This window comes from Pseudomonas sp. ABa2 (assembly GCF_056676075.1).
This window is the reverse complement of record NZ_CM155239.1, coordinates 494,478-512,378: the sequence shown is the minus strand read 5'-3', so window position 1 is coordinate 512,378 and position 17,901 is coordinate 494,478. Positions and strand designations below refer to the sequence as shown.

The 17,901-nt window shown below is 66.7% G+C and carries 14 protein-coding genes; 5 read left to right on the top strand and 9 right to left on the bottom strand.

Annotation, left to right across the window (positions count from 1 at the left end; all coding sequences use genetic code 11):
- The first annotated feature begins 429 nt into the window (after window positions 1-429).
- The 3 genes from AC1G9C_RS02435 to AC1G9C_RS02425 all read left to right on the top strand — a co-directional run bounded on the left by AC1G9C_RS02435 (window position 430) and on the right by AC1G9C_RS02425 (window position 5,455).
- Entirely contained in the window at window positions 430-2,607 is a 2,178-nt protein-coding gene (locus AC1G9C_RS02435) for a malate synthase G (RefSeq protein ID WP_480409355.1), read from the top strand.
- Between the two features lie 215 nt (window positions 2,608-2,822).
- Window positions 2,823-4,754: a putative nucleotidyltransferase substrate binding domain-containing protein gene (locus AC1G9C_RS02430; protein WP_480409354.1), complete on the top strand. Its 1,932-nt coding sequence runs from the start codon at window positions 2,823-2,825 to the stop codon at window positions 4,752-4,754.
- A complete protein-coding gene (locus AC1G9C_RS02425; RefSeq protein WP_122110090.1) occupies window positions 4,751-5,455 on the top strand; it encodes a 3'-5' exonuclease in 705 nt (234 codons plus the stop codon). Before AC1G9C_RS02430 ends, AC1G9C_RS02425 begins: the two co-directional genes overlap by 4 nt.
- A gap of 99 nt (window positions 5,456-5,554) precedes the next feature.
- Here AC1G9C_RS02425 and trhP read toward each other — a convergent pair whose 3' ends face one another.
- The 7 genes from trhP to AC1G9C_RS02390 all read right to left on the bottom strand — a co-directional run bounded on the left by trhP (window position 5,555) and on the right by AC1G9C_RS02390 (window position 12,509).
- A complete protein-coding gene (trhP, locus tag AC1G9C_RS02420) occupies window positions 5,555-6,862 on the bottom strand; it encodes a prephenate-dependent tRNA uridine(34) hydroxylase TrhP (RefSeq protein WP_480409353.1) in 1,308 nt (435 codons plus the stop codon).
- Window positions 6,863-7,010: 148 nt separating this feature from the next.
- Window positions 7,011-7,517, bottom strand: coding sequence for a hypothetical protein (locus tag AC1G9C_RS02415; protein ID WP_397497742.1), 507 nt, complete (start codon window positions 7,515-7,517; stop codon window positions 7,011-7,013).
- A 91-nt stretch (window positions 7,518-7,608) separates the two neighbouring features.
- Complete coding sequence (locus tag AC1G9C_RS02410) at window positions 7,609-9,378, bottom strand: sodium:solute symporter family protein (RefSeq protein ID WP_021442140.1); 1,770 nt, start codon at window positions 9,376-9,378, stop codon at window positions 7,609-7,611.
- A gap of 6 nt (window positions 9,379-9,384) precedes the next feature.
- Window positions 9,385-9,645: a DUF4212 domain-containing protein gene (locus AC1G9C_RS02405; protein ID WP_021442141.1), complete on the bottom strand. Its 261-nt coding sequence runs from the start codon at window positions 9,643-9,645 to the stop codon at window positions 9,385-9,387.
- Window positions 9,646-10,056: 411 nt separating this feature from the next.
- On the bottom strand, window positions 10,057-10,359 hold the full coding sequence (locus AC1G9C_RS02400) for a hypothetical protein (RefSeq protein WP_480409352.1): 303 nt from the start codon (window positions 10,357-10,359) through the stop codon (window positions 10,057-10,059).
- Window positions 10,360-10,407: 48 nt separating this feature from the next.
- Window positions 10,408-11,751 carry a cell envelope integrity protein CreD gene (gene creD, locus AC1G9C_RS02395; protein WP_480409351.1) on the bottom strand — a complete coding sequence of 448 codons (1,344 nt, stop codon included), beginning with the start codon at window positions 11,749-11,751 and terminating at the stop codon, window positions 10,408-10,410.
- A 182-nt stretch (window positions 11,752-11,933) separates the two neighbouring features.
- Window positions 11,934-12,509: a phage infection protein gene (locus tag AC1G9C_RS02390; protein ID WP_480409350.1), complete on the bottom strand. Its 576-nt coding sequence runs from the start codon at window positions 12,507-12,509 to the stop codon at window positions 11,934-11,936.
- 236 nt (window positions 12,510-12,745) lie between these two features.
- On the opposite strand from AC1G9C_RS02390, the gene AC1G9C_RS02385 reads away from it, so the two are divergent.
- Window positions 12,746-14,377, top strand: coding sequence for a VRR-NUC domain-containing protein (locus AC1G9C_RS02385; protein ID WP_480409349.1), 1,632 nt, complete (start codon window positions 12,746-12,748; stop codon window positions 14,375-14,377).
- Complete coding sequence (locus AC1G9C_RS02380; protein WP_480409348.1) at window positions 14,374-16,683, top strand: ATP-dependent DNA helicase; 2,310 nt, start codon at window positions 14,374-14,376, stop codon at window positions 16,681-16,683. Before AC1G9C_RS02385 ends, AC1G9C_RS02380 begins: the two co-directional genes overlap by 4 nt.
- Window positions 16,684-16,694: 11 nt before the next feature.
- Here AC1G9C_RS02380 and AC1G9C_RS02375 read toward each other — a convergent pair whose 3' ends face one another.
- Window positions 16,695-17,114 carry a phage infection protein gene (locus AC1G9C_RS02375; protein WP_480409347.1) on the bottom strand — a complete coding sequence of 140 codons (420 nt, stop codon included), beginning with the start codon at window positions 17,112-17,114 and terminating at the stop codon, window positions 16,695-16,697.
- 195 nt (window positions 17,115-17,309) lie between these two features.
- Entirely contained in the window at window positions 17,310-17,807 is a 498-nt protein-coding gene (locus tag AC1G9C_RS02370; protein WP_480409346.1) for a hypothetical protein, read from the bottom strand.
- Between the last annotated feature and the right edge of the window lie 94 nt (window positions 17,808-17,901).

Sequence of the window (17,901 nt, the reverse complement as noted above, 5' to 3'; positions counted from 1 at the left end):
CGCGCAATTAATCGTGTACGTTTTTACAATTTTTATGAAACAATAGCGCACTTTTTTGCATACACAGCGTATCCAACGTGACCGTGCAGAGCCTTCCGGTCGCAGACTGACGCACACCCACTGCATTTCCCCGAAATCTTGATGTAGTATGCCGCGCCTCGGACTACAAGACGGCAAACCCGTCTCCGACGAGCCCCTCTAAAAACGTAGGCGAGGTAGCCAGCGCCAGGCGCAACGACCAACGGGAGTAACAGCCGAAGGCTGGCCCGAAGGGTGAGCGCCAGCGAATCGAACGGGCGAAGAAGCGGAGTTTACTTGGTGTAAATGAGCCTTCTGAGCCTGTTTCTAACGCAGCGATGGCAACGCAGGTAGTTTTTAGAGGGGCCCGAAGCGGCTATTGAGTAGAGCTCAGAGAGAGTGAGGCAAGTGATGACTGAACGCGTTCAAGTCGGTGGCCTGCAGGTCGCCAAAGTCCTGTACGACTTCGTGAACAACGAAGCCATCCCCGGTACCGGCATCGCTGCCGACCAGTTCTGGGCCGGTGCCGCCGCGGTCATCAAGGACCTGGCATCGAAGAACCGTGCCCTGCTGGCCAAACGCGACGAACTGCAGGCGCAGATCGATGCCTGGCACCAGGCGCGCCAGGGTCAGGCCCATGACGCCGCTGCCTACAAGGCCTTCCTCCAGGAAATCGGCTATCTGTTGCCGGAGCCGGAAGACTTCCAGGCCACCACCGCCAACGTCGACGAAGAGATCGCCCGCCTGGCCGGCCCGCAGCTGGTGGTACCGGTGATGAACGCGCGCTTCGCCCTGAACGCCTCCAACGCCCGCTGGGGCTCGCTGTACGACGCCCTCTACGGCACCGACGTGATCAGCGAAGAAGGCGGCGCCGAGAAGGGCAAGGGCTACAACAAGGTGCGCGGCGACAAGGTCATCGCCTTCGCCCGCGCCTTCCTCGACGAGGCCGCGCCGCTGGCCGCCGGCTCCCATGTCGACTCCACCGGCTACAAGATCGTTGACGGCAAGCTGGTGGTTTCGCTCAAGGGCGGCAGCAACAGCGGTCTGCGCGACGACGCGCAACTGATCGGCTTCCAGGGCGAGGCCAGTGCGCCGGTCGCCGTGCTGCTCAAGCACAACGGCCTGCACTTCGAGATCCAGATCGACGCCGCCAGCCCCATCGGCAGCACCGACGCCGCCGGCGTGAAAGACGTGCTGATGGAAGCCGCGCTGACCACCATCATGGACTGCGAAGACTCGGTCGCCGCCGTCGATGCCGACGACAAGGTGGTGGTCTACAAGAACTGGCTGGGCCTGATGAAGGGCGACCTGGCCGAGCAAGTCGCCAAGGGCGGCCAGACCTTCACCCGCACCATGAATCCGGATCGCGTCTACACCAAGGTCGACGGCTCGGAACTGACCCTGCATGGCCGCTCGCTGCTGTTCGTGCGCAACGTCGGCCACCTGATGACCAACCCGGCCATCCTCGACGCCGAAGGCAACGAGATTCCGGAAGGCATCCAGGACGCGCTGTTCACCAGCCTGATCGCGGTGCACAACCTGATCGGCAACACCACGCGCAAGAACACCCGCACCGGCAGCGTGTACATCGTCAAGCCGAAGATGCACGGCCCGGAAGAAGTCGCCTTCGCCAGCGAAATCTTCGCCCGCGTTGAGGATGTGCTGGGCCTGGCCCGCAACACCCTCAAGGTCGGCATCATGGACGAGGAGCGCCGCACCACCGTCAACCTCAAGGCGTGCATCAAGGCTGCCAGCGAGCGCGTGGTGTTCATCAACACCGGCTTCCTCGACCGCACCGGTGACGAGATCCACACCTCCATGGAAGCCGGCGCCGTGGTGCGCAAGGCCGCCATGAAGAGCGAGACCTGGATCGGCGCCTACGAGAACAACAACGTCGACGTCGGCCTGGCCACCGGCCTGCAGGGCCGCGCGCAGATCGGCAAGGGCATGTGGGCCATGCCCGATCTGATGGCCGCCATGCTCGAGCAGAAGATCGCCCACCCGCTGTCCGGCGCCAACACCGCCTGGGTCCCCTCGCCGACCGCCGCCACCCTGCACGCCCTGCACTACCACAAGGTCGACGTGTTCGCCCGTCAGGCCGAACTGGCCAAGCGTACTCCGGCCTCGGTGGACGACATCCTGACCATCCCGCTGGCCAAGGACACCAGCTGGTCAGCAGAAGAAATCCGCAACGAGCTGGACAACAACTCGCAGGGCATCCTCGGCTACGTGGTGCGCTGGATCGACCAGGGCGTCGGCTGCTCCAAGGTGCCGGACATCAACGACGTCGGCCTGATGGAAGACCGCGCCACCCTGCGCATCTCCAGCCAGCTGCTGGCCAACTGGCTGCGCCACGGCATCGTCAGCGAAGCCCAGGTGATCGAAAGCCTCAAGCGCATGGCGCCGGTGGTCGACCGGCAGAACGCTAGCGACCCGCTGTACCGCCCGCTGGCTCCGGACTTCGACAACAACGTCGCCTTCCAGGCCGCGCTGGAGCTGGTGATCGAAGGCACCAAGCAGCCCAACGGCTACACCGAGCCGGTGCTGCACCGCCGTCGTCGCGAGTTCAAGGCCAAGAACGGTCTCTGATTCGCTGCCGCAGCAGAGAAACCGCCCTTCGGGGCGGTTTTTTATTGGCCGCGCGCAGGCCGCGGCGGTCGGCGCGGTCGGCGCGTTGGGCTTCGCTGCGCTCAGCGCCAACCTAGGGCGGCGGCAGCCCCATCGCCCCCCTACTTAGGTGCAATGGCCAAGTCCCACGCGCGCGGCCACACTGGCAGCATCTCGAAACTGCGAGGCGCAAGCCCATGAGCAAGGCCGACGCCCTGGCCGATGCGGGCAAGACCGCGGTGCTGCAGAACATTCACGGCACCATGGAGTTCCTGCAGAAGTTTCCGCCCTTCAACCAGATGGACACCGCCCACCTGGCGTTTCTGGTCGAGCACTGCCAGCTGCGCTTCTACGGCGAAGGCGAGTCGATCATCAAGCCGAGCGACGGCCCGGTCGAGCACTTCTACATCGTCAAGCAGGGCCGGGTGCATGGCGAACGCCCGCACAGCGCGCGGCGCGGCACCGAGACCACCTTCGAGATCACCGCCGGCGAATGCTTTCCGCTGGCCGCGCTGATCGGCGAACGCGCCACCCGCACCGAACACCTGGCCGCCGAGGACACCTTCTGCCTGCTGCTGGCCAAGCACGCCTTCGTCAAGCTGTTCGCCGTGTCCAACCCGCTGCGCGACTTCGCCCTGCGCGGGGTCAGCAGCCTGCTCGACCAGGTCAACCAGCAGGTGCAGCTGCGCGCGGTGGAGACCCTCGGCGCGCAGTATTCGCTGGATACCCGCCTGGGCGAACTGGCCATGCGCCAACCCATCGGCTGTGCCCCCGTCACGCCGCTGCGCGAGGCGGTGCGGCTGATGCACGAACAGCACGTCGGCAGCATCGTCATCGTCGACCCGGCCGAGCGGCCGCTGGGCATCTTCACCCTGCGCGACCTGCGCCGGGTGGTGGCCGACGGCGTCGACCTGGCCCAGCCGATCAGCAACCTGATGACCCCCAGGCCCTTCCACCTGGCGCCGGACGCCAGCGCCTTCGACGCCGCCATCGCCATGACCGAGCGGCATATCGCCCACGTCTGCCTGGTGGAACACGAGCGGCTCTGCGGGGTGATTTCCGAGCGCGACCTGTTCAGCCTGCAGCGCGTCGACCTGGTGCACCTGGCGCGCACCATTCGCCACGCCGGCAAGATGGAGACCCTGGCCGGGCTGCGCAGCGACATCCGCCTGCTGGTCGACCGCATGCTGGCCCACGGCGCCAGCTCGACGCAGATCACCCATATCGTCACCCTGCTCAACGACCACACCGTGTGCCGGGTGATCGAGCTGACGATCGAGGAAATGGGCGATCCGGGCGTGCCCTTCACCTGGCTGTGCTTCGGCAGCGAAGGTCGCCGCGAGCAGACCCTGCACACCGACCAGGACAACGGCATCCTCTTCGAGGCGGCCGACGCCGCCGAGGCCGCCGCCATTCGCGGGCGCCTGCTGCCGCTGGCCGCCACCATCAACCAGCGCCTGGCGCAGTGCGGCTTCACCCTGTGCAAGGGCAACATCATGGCCAGCAACCCGGAGCTGTGCCTGTCGCGCCAGGAGTGGTCGCGGCGCTTCGCCGGCTTCGTGCTCGAGGCCACCCCGGAAAACCTGCTGGGCTCGACCATCTACTTCGACCTGCGGGCGATCTGGGGCCCGGACGAGGGTTGCGAGCAGCTGCGCGAGGAACTGCTCGGGCGTATCGGCAACAACAGCCTGTTCCAGCAGATGATGGCCGAGAACGCCCTGCGCCAGCGTCCGCCGGTGGGGCGCTTCCGCGACTTCGTGGTGGTCCGCTCCGGCGCCGACAAGGACACCCTCGACCTCAAGGTGCAGGGCCTGACCCCCTTCGTCGACGGCGCCCGCCTGCTCGCCCTGGCCCACAACGTCGCCGCGGTCGGCACCCTGGAGCGCCTGCGCGCGCTGGTGGCCAAGGGCGTGATCGAGGCCCAGGACGGCGCCGCCTTCGAGGAGGCCTACCACTTCATCCAGCAGACCCGCATGCAGCAGCACCAGCTGCAGGCGCGCGACGAGCTGCCCTACTCCAACCGGGTCGACCCCGACCGCCTCAACCACCTGGACCGACGCATCCTGCGCGAGTCCTTCCGCCAGGCGCAGCGGCTGCAGAGCAGCCTGGCCCTGAGGTATCAGCTATGAGCAAGTTTACCTGGTTCACCGGGCGCGGCCCGGCCCTGACCCAGCGCCAGCTGGAGCGCCGCCGCGAGCTGGCGGCCCCGGCCGCGCTCGACGAGCGGCCGCTGCACGCGCAACGTTTCGTCGTCCTCGACCTGGAGACCAGCGGCCTGAACATGCGCCGCGACCAGGTGCTGTCGATCGGCGCGGTGGTGATCGAGCACGGCGCCATCGACCTCAGCCAGCAGTTCGAGTGCACCCTGCAGCGCGACGGCCACCAGGCCAGCGCCAGCACCCTGATCCACGGCATCGCCCCCAGCGAGATCGCCCGCGGCGAGGAGCCGGCCGAGGCCCTGCTGGCCTTCATGGAGTTCGTCGGCGACAGCCCACTGCTGGCCTACCACGCCGAGTTCGACCAGCGCATGCTCGCCCGCGCGCTCAAGGAAAGCCTGGGCCAGCGCCTGCAGCATGCCTTCTTCGACGTCGCCGAACTGGCCCCGCTGCTGTGCCCCAAGGCCAAGCTGGCGCACGCCGGGCTGGACGACTGGACCCGGCATTTCGGCCTGCAGGTGCAGCAGCGCCACCACGCCAGCGCCGACGCCCTGGTCACCGCCGAGCTGGCCCTGATCCTGCTGAGCAAGGCCCGCCAGCAGGGCCTCGACAGCCTGCCGGCGCTGCTCCAGGCGCTCAACAGCCGGCGCCGCCAGCGCGCCTATTCGCTGTAGCCTGCGCCGACGATCCGGGCGTAAGGTGGATAACGCTCTTTCTATCCACCACGGCGAAGCCGCAACACCCCCCGGTGGATGGAGAAAGCGCCACTCACCCTACAGGTCGCGCAGCAGCAGGCCGTATTCCAGCGACAGATTCTCCGGCAGCGGTAGATAGAGCACATGACCGTCGCCCGGGGCCACGTCCACCGCCTGGCCCTGGCGGTTCTCCAACTGCGCCAGGGAGAAACGCCGATTGCCCTGCGGGGTCATCAGCTCCAGCCAGTCGCCGAGGGCGAAGCGGTTCTTCACCCGCACCTCGGCCAGCGCGCGGCGACGTTCGCCGGTCAGCTCACCGACGAACTGCTGGCGCTCGGCGCGCGAGCTGCCGCGCTCATAGTTCTGGTACTCGTCGTGCACATGGCGGCGCAGGAAACCCTCGGTGTAGCCGCGGTTGGCCAGTGACTCCAGGCGCTGCATCAGGCCCCTGTCGAAGGGCCGTCCGGCCAGGGCGTCATCGATGGCCTGACGGTAGGCCTGGGCGGTGCGCGCCACGTAGAAATGACTCTTGGTGCGCCCCTCGATCTTCAGCGAATGCACCCCCATGCGCAGCAGGCGCTCGACGTGCTGCACCGCGCGCAGGTCCTTGGAGTTCATGATATAGGTGCCGTGCTCGTCTTCGAACGCGGTCATTTCATCATCCGGTCGCCCAGCCTCCTGCAGTACGAATGCCTGAGTGGTTGGCGTGCCCTGGCCCAGGGTCGGCTCGACCACACGGACGATTTCGCCGAGTTGGTTCTCGCCAGCCGGCGTGGCCTGGTACTGCCAGCGACAGGCATTGGTGCAGCTGCCCTGGTTGGGGTCGCGGCGGTTGATGTAGCCCGACAGCAGGCAGCGCCCGGAATAGGCCATGCACAGCGCGCCGTGGACGAACACCTCCAGCTCCATGCCGGGCACCTGGCTGCGGATTTCCTCGATCTCTTCCAGTGCCAGCTCGCGCGACAGGATCACCCGGCTCAGCCCCTGCTGCTGCCAGAACCGCACGCTGGCCCAGTTCACCGCATTGGCCTGCACCGACAGATGGATCGGCATCTGCGGGAAGTGCTCGCGCACCAGCATGATCAGCCCGGGGTCGGACATGATCAGCGCATCCGGGCCCATCGCGATCACCGGTTCCAGGTCCTTGAGAAAGGTCCTGAGCTTGGCGTTGTGCGGGGCGATATTGACCACCACGTAGAAGCGCTTGCCCTGGGCATGGGCTTCGGCAATGCCGAGGGCCAGGTTGGCGTGGTCGAACTCGTTGTTGCGCACGCGCAGGCTGTAGCGCGGCTGCCCGGCATAGACCGCGTCGGCGCCGTAGGCGAAGGCGTAGCGCATGTTCTTCAGGCTGCCGGCCGGCGACAGCAGTTCGGGAAAACGGGGCATGACCGCAAGCTCGAAAAATCGGGGGCTGGCGATTCTAGAGAGCTGGCCGACGCAGACATTGATCTGGGTCTATCGGGCGCGCAAAAGCGCCCGGGCGAGACGATGGGTCAGGATGGTGCGCCGTGCGCGTTCACCGCAAAGCGGCGCGCTAGCGGCACACCTGCAGGTAGAGCGGATCGTCCTTGGCGATGCGCTTGAGCTGATCGAGCTGCGGCTGCTTCTGCGCGTTCAGCGGCAGCAGTTCGGCGCTGTCGCAGTTGAGCAGGTGCGCCTGGTGCGCGACGTGATCGATGTGCTGCTTCTCGAAGCGGTAGAGCATGAATTCGGCGACCACCCGGCCGTCGAGCTCGCGCGTCACCACGCTCGTGCTATCCAGCACGGTAAAGGCCGTGATCATCGGCACGAAGTAGCTCCAGGGGCGCCAGAACACGTGGCCGGCCTCGCTGGCCACCACCACCGACTCCTGCGGCTGGCGCTGCTGCTGATGCTCGAACCAGGAGTACTCGTAGAAGATCTGGTAGCCCAGCATCCCCAGGCCGCCGAACAGCGGCACTATCCACTTCGGCAGTTTGTTGCGCGTCAGCTTTCGCAGCAGCAGGGCGATACCGGCAGCGCCGAGCCCCGCCACCACGATGGCAAGCAAAGTCCATAACATTCGACTGTTCCTGAAATAAGACGGGCCTCCACTGGAGGCCCGTCCGTTAGACCCTGAACCATCGACCGATGGCCTCAGGCCTGGATTATGCTCAGTGGCTCAGCGCGCCACCAGCACCTTTCGGAGTACGCACGCTTTCCACCAGGTCCTGGATTTCCTGCGGCGGAGCGGTGGTCAGCATCGCCACGGCATAGGCCACGCCGAAGTTGATCAGCGCACCGATGGTACCGAAGGACGCCGGGGAGATACCCATGAACCACTGGTCCGGGGTATTGGGCAGCATGTTGGTCTCCGGAATGAAGAACCAGCCCAGGTAGGTGAAGATGTACAGCAGGGTCACCACCAGACCGGCGACCATGCCGCAGATCGCGCCCTTGTCGTTCACCCGCTTGGAGAAGATGCCCATCATCAGCACCGGGAACAGCGTGGCCGCGGCGATACCGAAAGCCAGCGCCACCACCTGCGCGGCGAAGCCTGGTGGATTCAGGCCCAGGTAGGTCGCCAGCAGAATCGCGGCAGCCATGGAGATCCGCGCCGCATGCATCTCGTTCTTCTCGCTGATCTTCGGATTGATCAAGGTCTTGATCAGGTCGTGACTGATCGCCGAAGAAATCGCCAGCAACAGCCCCGCCGCCGTCGACAGTGCCGCGGCGATGGCGCCCGCCGCGATCAGCCCCACCACCCAGCCGGGCAGGTTGGCGATCTCCGGGTTGGCCAGTACCAGGATGTCGTTGTTGACGGTCAGCTCGTTGCCGTTCCAGCCACGCTCCTGAGCGGTCGCGGTGAAGGCCGGGGCGGCATCGTTGTACATCTGGATGCGGCCGTCGCCGTTCTTGTCCTGCCAGGCGATCAGACCGGTCTGTTCCCAGGTCTTGACCCATTCCGGACGCTCTTCGTAGGCCAATGCCGGGGCAGTAGCACCTTCCGGATAAATGGTGGTCGCCAGGTTCAGGCGCGCCATCGAGGCCACGGCCGGCGCGGTGAGGTACAGCAGGGCGATGAAGATCAGGGTCCAGCCAGCGGACCAACGGGCGTCGGCCACCTTCGGCACGGTGAAGAAACGGATGATCACGTGCGGCAGGCCGGCGGTACCGATCATCAGCGACATGGTGAACAGCACCATGTTCAGCTTGTTGTCGACATCGGCGGTGTAGGCGGCGAAGCCCAGTTCACGCACCACTTCGTCGAGCTTCTGCAGCAGCGGCACGCCGGAGTCGACGTGGTCGCCGAACAGGCCCAGCGGCGGGATCGGGTTGCCGGTCAGCTGCAGGGAGATGAAGATCGCCGGGATGGTGTAGGCGATGATCAGCACCACGTACTGCGCCACCTGGGTGTAGGTGATGCCCTTCATGCCGCCGAATACGGCATAGGCGAACACCACGGCCGCGGCGATCCAGATGCCGGTCGAGTTGCTCACTTCGAGGAAGCGCGAGAAGGCCACACCGGCACCGGCCATCTGCCCGATCACGTAGGTGACCGAGATGATCACCAGGCAGATCACCGCCGTCAGGCGTGCGCCGCGGCTGTAGAAGCGGTCACCGATGAAATCCGGCACGGTGAACTTGCCGAACTTGCGCAGGTAGGGCGCCAGCAGCATGGCCAGCAGCACGTAGCCGCCGGTCCAGCCCATGAGGAAGGTGGAGTTGGCGTAACCGCCGGCGGCGATCAGGCCAGCCATGGAGATGAAGGACGCGGCCGACATCCAGTCGGCGGCGGTGGCCATGCCGTTGGTGACCGGGTGCACGCCGCCACCGGCGACGTAGAACTCCTTGGTCGAGCCCGCGCGGGCCCAGATGGCGATACCGATGTAGAGCGCGAAGGACGCACCCACGAACAGCATGTTGATGACGAATTGGCTCATGACCTCTTACTCCTCGACGCCGAATTCTTTATCGAGTCTGTTCAGTCTCCACGCGTAGTGAAAAATGAGGCCGATAAATACGAGAATGGAGCCCTGCTGGGCGAACCAGAATCCGAGGTCAGCGCCGCCGATCATGATGCCCGCGAGCATGGGTCGGAGAATCATGGCGAAGCCGTAGGAAACCAGCGCCCAGACAACCAGGCTCCAGGTGATGAGCCGCACATTGGCCTTCCAGTAGGCCGCGGCATTTGCTTTTTCAGAAGTCATAGACGCCTCCGGTTATTGTTATTCTGATGCAGCTTCAAACTAGCAGCAGGCCCCGGCAAACCGACAGATAGACATTGGTATTAGCCGCCTGGGGACGTTCCGAGCGTAGTTGTCTTTCCCCAGCTAACAGGCACTTGCACCAGCGTCGGCGGCCTAAAATCAACGGGGACGACTTTGGTCTAAGGAAACGCTGAAATAGCCGTCATTCCCGCGCAGGCGGGACAGCAGCTTTATCGCTGAACCGCGCTTGCGCTGGCCCGCCGGGGAATAATCCAGAACCTGCGTAATCCCTGGCCCCCCGTGCAGATTCGCCGCGCAATCGCCCCTGCCGCGCCTGCGCGAACAACCCGGCGATACGCCGCGCCAACAGATGCCCGGCACGCGCCTCCTCGCGCAGACCTATATGCCCGCTCATGGCCGATACCACAGGCGCATAAAGCCCAGCGCCAGCAGCAGGCCGACCTGGCCCAGCGCCGCACAGAGCGAGAGGAAGGAGCGCAGCGTGCCGTTGTTCGTAGCGTCCTGCATGCCGGTCAGGGCATTCCAGAAGCCCTCGGGCAACAGCATCAGGCTCAGGCTTGCGAGCGGTTTGCCGGTCAGCAGCAGGCCGTCGATCAGGTCGAACCAGCCGGCGAACATCAGGCCGATGAGGATCATCACCGCCACCACCAGGCCCAGGGCCAGGCAGGCGGAAAACTGCATGAACAGACGCATGGGATCAGCTCCAGAGAAGGGGCGCGGCCCACGCCGCGCCGATCGGATTCAGGCGTGCGGAGCAGTGCGGCCGACGCCGTACCAGTCCAGCTTGCGGGTCAGCACCATGACGCTGGCGAGCACACCGAACACCAGCAGCGAGCCCATCAGCAGGGCATGGTCCTCGGCGCTGAGCAGGCCGTAGAGCATGGCGTACAGCGCCGCCAGCAAGGCGCCAAAGCCCAGGCCACGCCGCCAGCTGTGCAGCACGAAGCTGACGTAGAAGCCGATCAGGCCGACGCAGGCACTGGCGGACAGGCCATAGGCCAGGGCGAACGCCAGGTGCTCGGACAGCGACAGGAGCAGCAGGTAGAACAGCGCCAGCGCCAGGCCCACCAGGGCGTACTGCACCGGGTGCACCGCCAGGCGTTTGAGCACCTCGAAGAGGAAGAAGGTGGCGAAGGTCAGGGCGATGAACAGCAGCGCGTATTTGATCGCGCGGTCGGTCTTCAGGTACTGGTCCACCGGGTCGACGAAACTGACCCCGAAGTTGCGGCCGAGCAGCGCGTGACACTGCTCGCGGCCCACGCAGTCGGCCAGCGCCTCCTCCAGGTTGGTGGCGAAGAAGCTGGTCTGCCACTGCGCGCTGAAGCCCTGCGCGTTCACCTCGCGCTGGCTCGGCAGGTACTCGCCGACGAAGCTCGGGTGCGGCCAGTCGGAACTCAGGCTGACCCGGCTGTCGCGCCCCACCGGCACCACGGCGAGCTGCTCGGTGCCCTGCAGCTTGAGGTCGAAGGCGAACTCCAGCAGCTGCCCGCCCTGCGCGTCGAGCGCCGGCAGCGGCGCATGCACGCCGGCGCCGAAACTGGCGTCGCCGCTGCCCGGGGCGAAGCCCAGGGTCTGGCCGTTGAGGCGCAGCTGCAGGTCGTTGCCGATGCCACGGATATCGCTGATGCCGACGGAAAGGAAGGGCTTGTCGAAGCGATAGAAACCCAGCTCGTCGCCCAGCCCCAGGCGCGGCGGCAGGCGGAACTGGCCGCTGACCTGGCTATCGCTGCGGTACAAGCGCGCCTGGTAGATGCCGCGCGCGCGCAGCTCGGTGCTCACCTGGCCGTCGAGCACGAAGCGCTCCGGCAGAAAATACAGGCGCCCGCGCTGCTGGCGCTCCTGCTGGTAACGCTCGCCGGTCTTGTCGTGGGTCTTCCATTCGTGGGTGGTCTTGACGTAGGGCAGCACCAGGATCGGCCCGGTGATCTGCTGGCGGTAGCTGGAGCTGCGGGCGATGTCCTGCAGCACCTGGTGGCGCAGGTTCTGACGTTCGTCGACCAGGCCGCCGATCATCAGCAGGGGAATCAGCAACAGCAGGATCAACAGGGCGATGGCGCCCAGCTTGAAGCTCAGGGTGCGGCTCATGGCGCGGCTCTCCGTAGCGAGTGAAGGTACGGCAGAGTCTGGGCAGCGCAGGTGGGGGCTTTATGGGGGGAACGTGGAGATTGCGTGGAGAAAGCGGAAAAGCATCAGGGCGCCGATTGCGGGCGCCCTGATTAACTGCTGCTGTGCGGCATCGAACTGCTCCCGCCAGAAGGGTTGGCGGGTCAGGCGATGCGGTTGATGCCTACGCGGTCGGCGCCATCGGCGGCGATGCGGTTGACGCCTACGCGGTCGGCACCGTCGGCGGCGATGCGGTTGATGCCTACGCGGTCGGCGCCGTCGGCGGCGATGCGGTTGATGCCTACGCGGTCGGCACCGTCGGCAGCGATGCGGTTGACGCCTACGCGGTCGGCACCATCGGCGGCAATGCGGTTGACGCCTACGCGGTCGGCGCCATCGGCGGCGATGCGGTTGACGCCTACTCGGTCGGCGCCGTCGGCGGCGATGCGGTTGACGCCTACGCGGTCGGCCCCGTCGGCAGCGATGCGGTTGACGCCTACGCGGTCGGCGCCGTCGGCAGCGATGCGGTTGGTGCCTACGCGGTCGGCGCCGTCAGCGGCGATGCGGTTGATGCCTACGCGGTCGGAGCCATCGGCGGCGATGCGGTTGGTGCCTACGCGGTCGGCGCCGTCAGCGGCAACCGCCGGGGCGTTGGACTGCTCGACGGAGACCTGCGGCAGGGCGAACGCACCGGCGGACAGGCTGGCAATAACGAGGCTGGCGAGGATTTGCTTTTTCATGATCGGGCTCCTGGGTGGGGCTGGAAAGTGGCTACGGGGCCCATGTTACGCACGCCCCAATTTGGCAAAAGGGACATGTCTCGATAGCGACCATCGACGCCATCGATACCCGGAAAATTTCTTATCGATCATGGACATAGTAGTGATAGGCGGGAGCCGCCCATCCGTCCCGCCGCCGTTGCGCGACAGGGCGCACCCTGGTATCTGTACAAAAAACCAGTACCCAGCAGCGCGCCATGCCCGCCCTCGACGCCCCCGAACTCTATTACCTGGCCAACTTCCGCAAGGCCCTCGACTGGCTCGACGCCCATCACCGCGAGCTGATGGACGAGGCCGAGCAGGCCTTCATCGCCAGCTTCATCCAGCTGCCGCTGCCGGCCCAGGCCCTGCTGGTACGCCTGGTGATGCGCAAGGGCGTGCACTTTCGCGCGAGCAAACTGCGCTACGCCGAGATCGGCGACATCGCGACCGCCGCCGCGCCGCTGCTGGCGCAGGGCTGGCTGATCGACGACGCCGCGCTGACCTTCGACGAGCTCGGCGCCCTGCTGCTCAAGGACGAGCTGGCCGCGCATTTCGCCGCCGACCTGCCGGGCGGCGTGCTGAAGAAGAGCGAACTGCTGGAGCACCTGCGCGAGCGGCATGTCGAGCCGCGCAGCCTGGCCGACTGGTGCCCGCGCCTGGACGACCGTCTGCTGAGCCTGGCCATCGGGCCGCTGTGCGACCGCCTGCGACTGATGTTCTTCGGCAACCTGGCGCAGGACTGGTCGGAATTCGTCCTGGCCGACCTGGGCATCTTCCGCTACGAGCAGGTGCCGATCACCCCAGGCTCGCGCGGCTTCCGCAGCCGCCAGGATGTGGACCACTACCTGCATCTGCGCGCCTGCCGCGACGCCTTCGACGCGGGCATGGCGGTAACCGAGGTGCTGCAACTGCTCGGTGATTTTGCCACCGACAACCCGCATATCGGCGAGCGCCACCAGCGCCTGCTGCTGCGCCTGGCCCAGCAGCTGGAACGCGCCGGCGAACTGAAGTCGGCGTTGGCGCTGTACCGCGACACCGCCGCGCTCGGCTCACGGCAGCGGCAGATCCGCGTGCTGGAGCGCCTGGACCGCGATGCCGAGGCGCTGGCCCTGGCCGAACGGGTCATCCATGCGCCGCACAACGGCGAGGAGGCGCAGCTGGCCGAACGGGCGCGCACCCGGCTGCGCAGGCGCCTCGGCCTGCCGCCAGCGGCCAAGGCGGCGAAGCCGATCGAGGATCGCCTCGACCTGCGCCTGCCACGCGCCGCCAGCGTCGAGCTGGCCGTGGCCGCATACCTGGCCGAACCCGATGCCCCGGTGCATTACGTGGAGAACACGCTGATCTGCGGGCTGTTCGGCCTGCTCTGCTGGGAGGCGATCTTCGCCCCGCTGCCCGGCGCCTTCTTCCACCCCTTCCATACCGGCCCGGTGGACCTGCACCGCGCCGACTTCCACGCCCGGCGCAGCGAGCTGTTCGCCGCCTGCCTGGCACGCCTGGACGACGGCAGCTACGTCGAGGCCATGCGCCGCACCCATGCCGAGAAGTTCGGCATCCAGTCGCCCTTCGTGTTCTGGGAGCTGCTCGACGCCGAGCGCCTGGAGCAGGCGCTGGCCTGCCTGCCGCCGGCGCACCTGGGCGCCTGGTTCCGTCGCCTGCTCGCCGACATCCGCGAGAACCGCGCCGGCATGCCCGACCTGATCCAGTTCTGGCCGGCCGAGCGGCGCTACCGAATGATCGAGGTGAAAGGCCCCGGCGACCGCCTGCAGGACAACCAGAAACGCTGGCTGGCGTTCTGCGCCGAGCACGGCATGCCGGTCAGCGTCTGCTACGTGGAGTGGAGCGATTGAGCCTGCGCATCGCCGTGCGCGAGCTGTGCGAGTTCACCGCCAAGGAGGGCGACCTCGACCTGCGCTTCACCCCCTCGCCCACCGCCGCCGAAGGCATCGCCGGCCACGCCACGGTGGTCGCCCGGCGCGGCCCCGACTATATGTCCGAGTTGGCCGTAAGTGGCGAGTTCGAGGAACTGAGGGTCAGCGGCCGCATCGACGGCTTCGATCCGCAGTTTCGCCTGCTGGAGGAGATCAAGACCCACCGCGGCGACGTCGCGCGCATCCCGGCCAACCATCGCCTGCTGCACTGGGCGCAGGTCAAGGTCTACGGCTGGCTGCTGTGCCAGGCGCTGGAACTCGATGAGCTGGACCTGGCGGTGGTGTACTTCAACGTCATCAGCCAGAAGGAAACGGTGTTTCGCGAGCGCCATAGCGCTGAGGCATTGCGCGAGTTCTTCGAACTGCAATGCCGCCGCTATATCCACTGGGCGCGCCAGGAGCAGGCCCATCGCCTGGCGCGCGACGCGGCGCTGACCACGCTGCGCTTTCCCTACGACGAGTTCCGCCATGGCCAGCGGCAACTGGCCGAGGCCGTGTACCGCGCCGCGCGCGACGGCCATTACCTGCTGGCGCAGGCCACCACCGGCATCGGCAAGACCCTCGGCACCCTGTTCCCGCAGCTCAAGGCCATGCCCGGCCAGCAGCTCGACCGCCTGTTTTTCCTCAGCGCCAAGACCCCGGGCCGGCGCCTGGCGCTGGATGCCCTGCAGCGCCTGCGCCAGCCCGAGACGCCGCTGCGGGTGCTGGAACACGTGGCCCGCGACAAGGCCTGCGAACACCCGAGCAAGGCCTGCCATGGCGACTCCTGCCCGCTGGCCAAGGGCTTCTACGACCGCCTGCCGGCGGCGCGCAGCGCGGCGCTGAAGGAACGCTGGCTGGATCAGCAGGCGGTGCGCGCCATCGCCCTCGCCCACGGCATCTGCCCCTACTACCTGAGCCAGGAGCTGTGCCGCTGGAGCGACGTGGTGGTGGGCGACTACAACTACTACTTCGACCTCGGCGCCCTGCTGCACAGCCTGACCCTGGTCAACCAGTGGCGCGTCTGCCTGCTGGTGGACGAGGCGCACAACCTGGTCGAACGCGGCCGCAGCATGTACAGCGCCGAGCTGGACCAGGCGCGCTTCAAGGCCATGCGCCGCGACGCGCCGGCCAAACTGAAAGGCGTGCTGGAGCGGGTCGACCGCCACTGGAACCAGCTGCACCGCGAGCAGCAGGTGCCCTATCAGGTCCATCCGCTGGCGCCGGACCTGCTGCTGGCCGCGCTGGGCAAGGCGGTCAGCGCCATCACCGATCTGCTCACCGACCAGCCCGAGGGCAACGCCGGCGAGCTGCTCAGCTTCTACCTCGACGCCATGCTGTTCTGCCGCCTGGCCGAGAGCTTCGGCCCGCACTCGCTGTTCGACATCAGCCGCGTCGAGGCCGGCAACGGCCGCAGCTACTCCACCCTGTGCATCCGCAACGTCCTGCCGGCGCCCTTCCTCGGCCCGCGCTTCGAGGACGCGCACAGCGCCACGCTGTTCTCCGCCACCCTCAGCCCCAGCCACTACTACCTCGACCTGCTCGGCCTGCCGGAGGAGACCCAGTGCCTGGACGTCGCCTCGCCCTTTACCGCCGCGCAGCTGCAGGTGCGCGCGGTGCGCAACCTGTCGACCCGCTACCGCGACCGCGAGGCCTCGCTGGCGCCGATCTGCCGGCTGATCGCCCGCCAGTACCGCGAACGGCCGGGTAACTACCTGGCCTTCTTCAGCAGCTACCAGTACCTGCAACAGGTGCTGGACCTGCTGGCTCGCGAGCATCCCGAGATTCCTGTCTGGGTGCAGTCGCGGCAGATGGACGAAGCGGCGCGCCAGGGCTTTCTCGAACGCTTCCAGGTGGGCGGCCGCGGCATCGGCTTCGCCGTGCTCGGCGGGGTGTTCGGCGAGGGCGTCGACCTGCCCGGCGACCGCCTGATCGGCGCCTTCGTCGCCACCCTCGGCCTGGCCCAGGTCAACCCGATCAACGAGGAGATCCGCCAGCGCATGCACGCGCTGTTCGGCAACGGCTACGACTACACCTACCTCTACCCCGGCCTGCAGAAGGTGGTGCAGGCCGCCGGCCGGGTGATCCGTACGCCGGAGGACGAGGGCGTGCTCTACCTGATCGACGACCGCTTCGCCCGCCCGCAAGTGCGCGACCTGCTGCCGAGCTGGTGGCAGGTCGAGGCCATGCGCCTGCCAGCAGAAACGACGAAGGCGCCCGAGCGGGCGCCTTCAGTCGAAACCTGAGCGAGGCGACATCAGCCGATACGGCTGGCCCCGACGCGGTCGGCGCCATCGGCGGCGATGCGGTTGATACCGACGCGATCCGCACCATCGGCGGCAACGCGATTGGCACCGACGCGATCCGCACCGTCGGCGGCGATACGGTTGACGCCGACACGATCCGCGCCATCGGCGGCGACGCGATTGGCACCGACACGATCCGCACCATCGGCGGCGACGCGGTTGGTGCCGACACGGTCCGCGCCATCGGCAGCGATACGATTGGCCCCGACGCGATCCGCACCATCGGCGGCGACGCGATTGACGCCTACGCGGTCGGCGCCGCCTTCGGCCACCAGCGGCGCAGCGCCGGATTGAACGGAAGACTGCGCCGCGGCGAAGGCACTGGCAGACAGGGCGGCGATAACGAGGCTGGCGAGGATGTGCTTTTTCATGGTCAGGCTCCGGGGCGGGCTGGAAGGTGGCTACGGAACCTATGCTACTCGCACAGAATTGATAAAAAAGCGCAAATAAACAATCTAAACAATCGAATAAGTAGATACAAAGCTGAAACAAAACCCCGCGCCAAGGTTTCAGTCAGGTAATTCGACGGGCGGGAAGCGCAGGGCCAGGCCGCGCTCGCCACGTGGCTAGACGCGGCTGCCCGGGGTGCGGCGAGCGTGCTTCTGCTGCAGGATCAGCGAGGCTTCGTTGTAGGCCGTCTGGAAGGCGTCGCTGCCGATCCATTCCACCGCCGCGTCCTCGTCTTCATCGTGGAAGATCCCGCGATAGACGATCAGCAGACCCATCATAAAGTCGGTGGCCGCATCTTCCGCTTCCTCGGCGACCACCAGCTCCAGCACCGGGTACTGCAGGAACACCAGACACAGCGCCAGCAGGCTGATGCCCTCGCCGACCCGCATCGCCTGGAACAGGTCGTCGAAGTCCGCCGGATCGAAACCGTTCTCCTCGATGTCCTTGAAGTCGAAGGTGCTCAGGTCGATGGCGACATCGTCGAACGGCTCGTCGATCAGCGGATTGGCCAGCAGCGGATGCACCACATTGGCTTTGGGCTTGCCCACGCGGTTCTGCTTGGCCTTGGCTTTGGCCCGCTGGGCGCGCTTTTTCTGTTTATCCGGGGAGGCCATAGGGGCGGGTTCCTTGTTCGGTGCAGCCATATGCATGGCCCAGGGTGATCGGGGGCGTATTGTAGGCGGTGGAACGTCGGGAGAAGGGGGGTTC